This window comes from Vibrio sp. 10N.222.49.A3, from assembly GCF_041475145.1.
GTDB lineage: Bacteria > Pseudomonadota > Gammaproteobacteria > Enterobacterales > Vibrionaceae > Vibrio > Vibrio tasmaniensis_A.
On record NZ_JBFRVM010000246.1, the window covers coordinates 1 to 6064 of the forward strand.

The following is a 6064-nucleotide window of genomic DNA, read 5'->3' on the forward strand; positions in this document are numbered from 1 at the left end:
CTTAATCCTTATTAGTTAGGAAGCTTAGAAACGATACATATAACCTGAGAATGCGATTAATGGCGTTACTACAGAATGTGTTGTTACCGATGGTGAGAGCGCGCTTATAGGCCTACATAACGATTAGAATCCTAATGAGGCAGCAAAGCTTTTGGCTTGTTTAGTCAGCGTTGAAAATCTGACGGCTGCTTAAATGGAGAGTAGATATCGACAGGGTATTAATGGCGTCTTGATTGAGTATTGGAAGAGAGTTGAATGTGTAACTGCAGTCTAGTCAAGCGAGCTTTAGTACAACTTTGCGACTTGGTTTCGTCCGTTGTCTTTCGCTTGGTAGAGTGCCTTGTCTGCACGTTTAATTGCAGAACGTATCGATTCATGTTGCTTAAGCTGTGTTACTCCAGTCGAAGTCGTTACTTTAAGCGCTTTAGGCCAAACGCTTTGGTCGATTGCTAGGTATAGATTATTGATAGATTCGTTACACTGTAGCGCAGTTTGCTCCAGGCAAACTAAAAGGAACTCCTCACCACCCCAGCGATAAAGTAAATATTGCTCACCAAGACTCTCGTTCGCCGTTGCGACAAACTGAATAAGTACTTTGTCACCCACTTCATGGCCATGTTGATCATTGATTTGCTTAAAATGGTCTAAATCAAACAAAGCGATGTGAATTGTTTTTCCTTGCTGGGCTAACCATTCAAAATCATAGAAAGCATCTAAAGCTTCAGTTCTGTTCCTACAGCCGGTTAACGGATCGGTTGTAGCCTTTATCTTTAGCTCTTCAATTTCTTGAGTCAACAAACGTTGTTGCTGTGCGGCATCTGTTCTTGTTCTTCTGGCTAGATATAACGCACAAGATATATAGTAAATCGCATACAGCACCCATAAACTAATTAAGAGTTTTCCTAGTACAAACTTGTCGATCGTCTTGCCGTGAAAAACGATGCTTTGTACTGTCAGTTTATGGTGCCCATCAAGTGTGCTAGCACCAAGCCCTAACTCAACAGACACTGCATTGGTAACGTCTACGGCGCTATTCGTAATAGGGTGGTTGTAATAGTCGATCCACCACAAAGGGACATTGAAATAATCTAAGTCGATGTGTTTTCTATCGGGTAACGAGAAATCTAAACGATTGAACTTATTAGACATAGCGTCACCTTGAACGCTGTAATTCTCGTCGTAATTTCGAATGTAAAAGCGAAACCTTGGCTGTTCTTGGCCTTCGTAATCCATATTGATGGTCACTGAGTCATACACTGAGAGATCCAGACCTTTACCTTCCGTAGAGATAACGAACTCAATCTCACAGAATGGCGAGCTATAGGTACGCTTAAAGTCACACTGTAACTCAATGGTGTCTTCTGACTTATACAGCACCCCTTTGGTGCCACCATTATGTTCTTGGTCAGTGTTAACGAGTGTAGGGAATCTATCTGGAGTGATAACGTAGTTTTGATCCATGATCGTACGGTAAGAGATAAACGACAGTAGAGTGGCAGCGAGGCAAAAAACCGAAAGGAATATATTGATTTGCCTGAATACGTTGTCGCTCAAAATGTTAATCATCCATACATGTAACTTTGTGGTTATGCGTGATGTCACCGCAAACAGAGATTCTATCGAGTATTCACATTCGAACCCAATAGTTAAAATTGAATTGAAGATTATACAGAAAAGTTAATGATTAAACTGATTTTTAGAACAAATTCTGTACGCATGGCGTTGGTTTTGAATGCTATTCACTCGATAAGTGTGGTTTTTGCGGGGGTATCAATTTAACTGTATATTTATACAGTTAAATTTACTGTGGTTCGGTTTGTCGTAATCAGAGTTATGTGTGCGAGTTTTATGGCTTGCTGTGACAACGAGTCACGAGGCCACTGTTACTGTTCGTCAATTAAAGTGGAGGGTAGTTATGTTGCAGTGTCACTTTTTAAGCTCAATTTTATCGAAACACTTTGTTGTTTATTAGAGCGTTCGTTTCATTCATTTTGTCTTTTATTCCCAATTACGCGCCATGGTGCGATACCTACTTGAATATTACGGATCTCGATGGAAAACGAAGTGATGGCGTTTCTTGATGCGTTGGTCATTGCATTTATTACAGGTTGAGTCTCAAGCCTCGGCACGATTGCGGCTTTGAAAACAGACATCAACTGGATAAAGCGAGTGCAACAAGACCAAGAGCAACGGATACGAAAACTGGAGAACCCCAATGAAAGGACACAAGTGCAAAGGTCGTCGACCAAACGGCCAACTTAAGAAAGGTTACACGCTCAAGAACGGGCGTGTGGTAAGGGCGAACACCACACGAAAACGCTACAAGAAACGCCGATGATTCACAGCAATCGAAAGGGCTATTTTTTTAGGAAAGTAGCCCTTTCTGCATTTCTACGACGAGAATCCACACTTTAAGCATCCAGTTTTACAGTTAATGATTTAAATCACTGTTATAAATAGGGTTAATGAGTATAATCCTTTCCCATAAATCAGACTAGACAGAAAAACTCTGTATTTAAATGCAGAATTTTCTATCTAATAAGCGTTAGTTCTACTTATTAAATGTGCGTACTGGTTCATATGCGTGATTCACTTCTCATTCATATGCGCAGCTACTCCGATATCATTCTCAGGATTTATAAAACAACAATTGAGGTTAAAATGAGTGCTAGGTATTGCGACAAATGTGGTCAAAAAACAGAACATAAAGAATTGATTAAGCAAAAACCGTCCAAATATGGCAATAGTAAGAAAGAAAAGTTTAAGGAATTTCTTGCGGGTTTTTTGGGTGGGATGGCTAGTCCAGCAGGAGCGTCACTAGATTTAATCGATCGCTATGTAGTTTGTTTAGAGTGTGGTACTAAAACATTAGAAAATCATGGCGATGAATTTCAATAAATTGTGTCTTGTCCAGTCTAAGTCGTAGAGCTAACAACAAGCAATTAAAGCAGACTGTCAACGCTTGGGATTTTCAACTCAGTTCAGTTTAAGTGATTTTGGTGGTAATTTTGAACGTATTAGTAGCGTTGTCAGCTACTTAATTGGGTGTTATGCGTCACTCCAACTAGAGAAGGTAACACAAGTGGAAAGTGGAGTTAAAAAATCAGTTCGGTATCTTGCCTTGGGTATTCTTATATATCCGTTTCTTTACATGCTACTCAACTTTATTATCTCTATTCTAATGGCAACTTTGGGCGAAGGTAGTAGCTCGTTGATTGAAATTTTTGAGTATCTCATCTGGTTTATAATGCCTTTTTTTTCGGTGTTTTATCTGTTAGCTTTCCATCACTTTTCGCGAGTGTTAGGTAAATGGCATCAACGAGTTGGGTATACTTTGGTTTTAGCCGCTGTGCTAATTGAAATAGCGATGCCTTGGATGGATTCAGGTCTGGTGTTTAAGACAGCATCTTTTCTATGTCAGCTTTTCGAGATAGGTATTTTAGTTAGTTGTCTGTTCGTTTTTAGCAGTAAGTTGGGGCCAAACTCTGAGCCTGGCACAACCGTATATCGAACTGTTTAGGGTTAATTCGTAACACGTGACATTTTTACTATACGTTGCGTTCTGTGTTTAAGGTGGTTTGCAGAAACATCGGTCTTACGCTACTCACCACTTAAGCGGGCGTTAGCTTTCTGAAGGTGTAAGCCTAAAACTATGCTGTTATAATCGAAACGTATTTGTATTTTGAGAAATGAGATGATGAAGTTTACGTTAGAAGGTAATGACTGTATGCCACCCATTTCCGGTGGCTATCTACTTATTTATCGCGGTACTGAAGAGGTTACGGTTGTTAGCGTACCGTCTCCTAACTTTGTGGCAGAACGTTATAGGGATAGTGTTAGCGAAAACTATGATTCGTTTGAAGACGAGGAAGGTAATGAGTTTAACATTAATGTTTGGTCTTCCAATGTTGGTGTTGATTGGACGCTAGACGTTGAGACAAAGGATGGAGCGTTAAAAGAGCAAATTAGAGTGGAGTACCATGCTAATGAGTTCTGATACGGAATTTGATGTATATCTCAATACTTTCACTGAAGGACTTACGCAAATAAGAGCCCAAAGTAGAGATAGTTTTCACAACCAATTGTATTTTTCGAACGTGATAAGCTTAATGGAACAGTATCTTTCAAACTTGTTCATTTTTGAACTTACTAATTCTCCAGAATCACTCCGAAAACTAGCAAGCCATGACAAGTTTCGTTCTGCTACCGTGACGGTTCCTTTTGCTTTAAACAACCCTATTGATGAGTATTTGATACATTCAATGAAAGCATTGGTATGGCATCGGCTTAATGATGTTGAAATGTATTATAAAAAAGTTCTTGGCATTCGTTTTAATATCAGCAGAGAGCTATTAAAACAACTTGAGTTACGCCATGACCTTGTGCATCGAAATGGTCATACCTTAGATGGTGAGAAAGTAGATATAACGGATGACGATCTAGACCGATGTATAGCTTTAGTGGAGCCATTTGTTCTCGATATTCACGCAAAGTATGTAACCCAAAAAAGCTAATAAAGCATTTAAGAGTGTTGATAAAAATGGAGGCAATAATGTACAAGGAAACAGATTTTCAACTGAGCCAAGAAGAGTTTAGCTTTAAAAAAGATTCGTATCCTTTATCAAAAATTAATAATGTGAGAGTTAAGAAACTTGGCTTACTCGACAATCTAGGTCAAATAATATTTTGGTTATTTGTTTTCTCCGGAGCAGTTTGGTTAGCAATCCCAACTCTTGAGAGTACACCTTTTTGGTTGAAAGCTTTAGTTGTTACTTTAACGATTGTAGGTTTTATATTTGGTTTTCTTCGTTGTTCAAAATATGCGTTACAAATTGAATTTCGTCATATTGATGAAACCGGAGTTCAATGGGTAAATATAGCTAAATCTTACTCCAAATTTGATAGTGGGTTGTTTGAGCAACAAGTCGCGTTGCTGAAGGCAACATTCGTCTAACAAATTAATCAACACAATTTATTACATTCGGCATTGTAGGTTTGTCTTTAGTTTCGATGTTTAAGGCGTTATATTTTTCAAGTACGTCACGGGCAATAGGAAGAGTTAGTGTATTTTATAATTAATGATATTGAGTGGTGGAAAATTTCACTTCATAGTTTCATGAATGGATGGCTCCCTGGTATTCTGGCATTCTTTTTAGGTCTTGGGCTCGAGAAAATCACAAGTCGCAGAAAGCTAAAGCAAGAGTTAAAAAACAACCTACTTGAAATTTTCATACCTATATTTAATTCGGGAGAGGTCACAACACTCAGTTCAGCTGAAGATTGCCACCGTAACTTAAAGGCAACGTTCAATGCGTATACGCGGATCTATCCGAAGCTCTTTAATGAAAAGTCTGTTCAAAAATTATCCCAAATATTAGCAGACGGTTTTTTGATTGAAGGTAAAGTTAATAATAGCTACTTAAATCCAGATGAAATTCAAAAAATAATTGGTAATTTATAGTTCGTATCAAAAGAGAATAAATATAACAAACGATTCGACTATGGAAATTTTGGTTCGAATTAGCCTTAATGTTTAAGGCGGGGCTATGTGTATAATGGAACCTTGGATTTGGTGGTGTAAAGGAGAATAAATGAATTTAGATGAAATTGATTGGATGTTTATTGTAGCTGTTATATTCGGTGCCATTGCTTCTGTCTTAAAAGAACTGGAATCGGTCATTGGAGAAGGCGCGTTAAATTATGTGGTCATTTTCCTAAAGATTATCGCAGCTGTTTTGAGTATTTCTTTCGCTGTATTAAAGTTTCTAAAACTTAAGCCATATATAATATTACTAGGTTCCGATGATTTTGAAGAAAGAAAACAAGATGGTCGTAAATATTATCGTTTTGAGATAAAAAAGAGCGAACATAAAAAAGGTCAATCACCTTCTATTTCCGCTAGCCTTCTCAATAATGATGGAAGTGAATGTAATATATTGATGACTCCGAGGACTGATTCTGATGGAAACATATCAGTGACTCATGCAGGGGTAACACTAATAGATAAAAAGCTTAAGATAGTTGTCAAAAATTAGGTCACATAACAAGTGATCCGCACCAGCAG

Annotated in this window: 9 protein-coding genes and 1 pseudogene; 9 read left to right on the forward strand and 1 reads right to left on the reverse strand. The window is 38.1% G+C overall.

The genetic code is table 11. The features are described 5' to 3' along the window. Nucleotides 1–285: 285 nt before the first annotated feature. Nucleotides 286–1566 carry a GGDEF domain-containing protein gene (locus AB4589_RS24285; RefSeq protein WP_371709623.1) on the reverse strand — a complete coding sequence of 427 codons (1281 nt, stop codon included), beginning with the start codon at nucleotides 1564–1566 and terminating at the stop codon, nucleotides 286–288. A 501-nt stretch (nucleotides 1567–2067) separates the two neighbouring features. Between AB4589_RS24285 and AB4589_RS24290 the strand changes: the two are divergent. The 9 genes and pseudogenes from AB4589_RS24290 to AB4589_RS24330 all read left to right on the forward strand — a co-directional run bounded on the left by AB4589_RS24290 (nucleotide 2068) and on the right by AB4589_RS24330 (nucleotide 6035). Continuing rightward, nucleotides 2068–2262: pseudogene (locus AB4589_RS24290) on the forward strand (hypothetical protein). Continuing rightward, nucleotides 2216–2338 (forward strand): hypothetical protein, encoded by a 123-nt coding sequence (locus tag AB4589_RS24295; RefSeq protein WP_258186662.1) that lies wholly within the window; start codon nucleotides 2216–2218, stop codon nucleotides 2336–2338. Before AB4589_RS24290 ends, AB4589_RS24295 begins: the two are co-directional and overlap by 47 nt. A gap of 323 nt (nucleotides 2339–2661) precedes the next feature. After that, on the forward strand, nucleotides 2662–2898 hold the full coding sequence (locus AB4589_RS24300; protein WP_371702047.1) for a hypothetical protein: 237 nt from the start codon (nucleotides 2662–2664) through the stop codon (nucleotides 2896–2898). Nucleotides 2899–3082: 184 nt separating this feature from the next. Then, nucleotides 3083–3520 (forward strand): hypothetical protein, encoded by a 438-nt coding sequence (locus AB4589_RS24305; RefSeq protein WP_017102129.1) that lies wholly within the window; start codon nucleotides 3083–3085, stop codon nucleotides 3518–3520. A 174-nt stretch (nucleotides 3521–3694) separates the two neighbouring features. Continuing rightward, the gene (locus AB4589_RS24310) at nucleotides 3695–3997 is read left to right on the forward strand and encodes a hypothetical protein (RefSeq protein ID WP_017102032.1); all 303 of its coding nucleotides are present in this window, start codon (nucleotides 3695–3697) and stop codon (nucleotides 3995–3997) included. Beyond that, nucleotides 3987–4514, forward strand: coding sequence for a hypothetical protein (locus AB4589_RS24315; protein ID WP_241810802.1), 528 nt, complete (start codon nucleotides 3987–3989; stop codon nucleotides 4512–4514). Before AB4589_RS24310 ends, AB4589_RS24315 begins: the two co-directional genes overlap by 11 nt. 38 nt (nucleotides 4515–4552) lie before the next feature. Continuing rightward, nucleotides 4553–4954, forward strand: a complete 402-nt coding sequence (locus AB4589_RS24320) for a hypothetical protein (protein WP_017102030.1) — start codon at nucleotides 4553–4555, stop codon at nucleotides 4952–4954. A 108-nt stretch (nucleotides 4955–5062) separates the two neighbouring features. Then, complete coding sequence (locus AB4589_RS24325; protein WP_231903193.1) at nucleotides 5063–5461, forward strand: hypothetical protein; 399 nt, start codon at nucleotides 5063–5065, stop codon at nucleotides 5459–5461. Nucleotides 5462–5591: 130 nt separating this feature from the next. Further along, the gene (locus AB4589_RS24330) at nucleotides 5592–6035 is read left to right on the forward strand and encodes a hypothetical protein (protein WP_371709625.1); all 444 of its coding nucleotides are present in this window, start codon (nucleotides 5592–5594) and stop codon (nucleotides 6033–6035) included. Nucleotides 6036–6064: the final 29 nt, after the last annotated feature.

Coding starts and splice junctions, on each gene's coding strand:
- AB4589_RS24285 (WP_371709623.1), bottom strand. CDS start 1,566: ATGATTAACATTTTGAGCGACAACGTATTCAGGCAAATCAATATATTC.
- AB4589_RS24295 (WP_258186662.1), top strand. CDS start 2,216: ATGAAAGGACACAAGTGCAAAGGTCGTCGACCAAACGGCCAACTTAAG.
- AB4589_RS24300 (WP_371702047.1), top strand. CDS start 2,662: ATGAGTGCTAGGTATTGCGACAAATGTGGTCAAAAAACAGAACATAAA.
- AB4589_RS24310 (WP_017102032.1), top strand. CDS start 3,695: ATGATGAAGTTTACGTTAGAAGGTAATGACTGTATGCCACCCATTTCC.
- AB4589_RS24315 (WP_241810802.1), top strand. CDS start 3,987: ATGAGTTCTGATACGGAATTTGATGTATATCTCAATACTTTCACTGAA.
- AB4589_RS24320 (WP_017102030.1), top strand. CDS start 4,553: ATGTACAAGGAAACAGATTTTCAACTGAGCCAAGAAGAGTTTAGCTTT.
- AB4589_RS24330 (WP_371709625.1), top strand. CDS start 5,592: ATGAATTTAGATGAAATTGATTGGATGTTTATTGTAGCTGTTATATTC.